Raw genomic sequence first — 1,983 nt, forward strand, 5'->3', positions numbered from 1 at the left:
CCTGGTATGTCCCCCAGATCGAATAAATCAATCAAAAGGGCCATCCAAGTGCTTCATTGGAAGTATTCACTTCCCTTCTCAATGGAGACACTCAGATGGCCACAAAGGCGAAAACTCGATCCCGCAAATCCGTTACCAAACGTTTTATCGGAAAACCGACCGGACATGTCCAAGAACGCGTGCAAGCCTGCGGACCGCAGCACTTCGGCATTATAGCGGTCGACTGCGCCAAACGCCGTAGCAAATGGATGCTTTGCGATTTCTTCGGTCGCGTGTTGATCGAGCCCACGACCGTCGAACACAGGCGTGGTGACTTCGCCACCATGATCGCATCGATCAATGACGCGTGCCAAGCCGAGAACATCACCGACCGCATCGCCGCGGTTGAGATGACCGGCATTTACCACAAGCCCGTTCAAGCGGCTTTTCGTAAAGCCAAGTTTGATACCCGCATCGTTCACCCGTTTGCGTCGAATCATTATCGCAAGCCTTTGCACCCCGATGCCAAGACCGACGACAACGATCTCGAAGCAATCTTTCACGCTGCAGTCGCCGGATATGGCCTCGCTTCACCTCCCGTCGGCGAGGTCTATCAGCATTTGCAGGCCCTTTCTCGGCATCGGCACAATCTGACCAAGCAACAGGCCAGACTCAAGGTTCAGATCCGCAGATTGATGCATCAAACGATGCCCGGCTACGCGGATCTCTGGGAAGACGACAAACTGTTTCATAAATCCATCGCCATGCCAATTGCGTTGGAGTTTCCATCGGCTGCCTTGATCCAAAACGCCGGCACCGAAGGCATGGCCAAGCATTTGCGCTCCATCAAGATCCGCTTTCAAGCCCGCACGCTTGAACGCATTCTCGCGTGGTCACGCACTGCCGCCGAACCGAGTGAACTGGCCTCGCTACACACTCGGCAGTGGCAGGACCTCAACTCGCTACGAGAATCGTTTTACAGCCAGATCCACGCGGTCGAACGGGAAATGTCGGGTTTTTTGGTGAAAACGCCCTACGTGCTGCTGCTCAGCGTGACCGGCATCAACGTTGTCTCGGCCTCACGTTTAGCCGGGGAAGCCGGACCGATCGAACACTACGCGTCGGCACGAGCGATCAACGGGCGGGCCGGCCTGTATCCCTCGCGCTACCAAAGCGACGAAGTGGATCACCCGGATGGAAAGTTGGTCCGTCAGGCCAACCGCCGACTTCGCAGTGCGGCGATGCTGGTCGCCGAAAACCTGATCAAGTGCCACCCGTACTATCGTGGTCTATCGAACACCTGGAAGCAACGTAAAGTCGATCCCCGTGATCGTCGTTGCCGGGTTGCCAATCGTGCGATGCGAATGGTTTATCAACTTGTCGCCGGCCGCCAGATCTGGCGTGGCAAAGGCGTTGATCGCGAATACCTGTTGTCGAAACTGCAGGCGTTTCATCAAAAGCACCAAACACCGATCACGCAGTCAGTTGCTGAGCTGGAAGAAGCGTTCGGCTGGCTCCCGAAGTCAAGCTACGCCGCGGAAGCCAAGCCGCTGGCTGAATTGGCCCGCAAGAAACGTCGTGGCCCGACGGCGCTGGGCGACTTGTTGGTCCCACTACTTGTTCGTCTTGGAGTCAAGGATCCGGATACGGTAGAATCAGAAACGTCCGAAGCTCGAAGTTCCCGCTGACTTGTCGGCTGTGAGAAGCACACGAACAACGTCGTCTTGACCCCGAGGGCAGGCGCGGCCAAATCGGTCGCAGTCAACAAGCCCGTGGCAAAAGCGTGATGCTCTGTTCGCGGTTCAAACGTCGGATGAGACAGTGTGGAGCCTTCGAGCTTCGGATATCTACCAGGGTGACGAGACTGAACCACCCGAAGCGACAGAGAGTGCTTCTGACGCCGCAAGCCATTGGACAACCGAGTCCGAAAAAACTACCCTCACCGGTAGTGCGCTAAACGTACGCGCTCACTGCAATCGGTGAATATGGCCATGACAGTGCTTT

The 1,983-nt window shown here is 56.3% G+C and carries 1 protein-coding gene; it reads left to right on the plus strand.

Annotated elements, in window-relative coordinates; all coding sequences use genetic code 11:
* Positions 1-95 precede the first annotated feature (95 nt).
* A complete protein-coding gene (locus H1B37_RS32620) occupies positions 96-1,667 on the plus strand; it encodes an IS110 family transposase (RefSeq protein ID WP_182871453.1) in 1,572 nt (523 codons plus the stop codon).
* Positions 1,668-1,983 lie beyond the last annotated feature (316 nt).

This window comes from Stieleria mannarensis, from assembly GCF_014154935.1.
Lineage (GTDB): Bacteria > Planctomycetota > Planctomycetia > Pirellulales > Pirellulaceae > Stieleria > Stieleria mannarensis.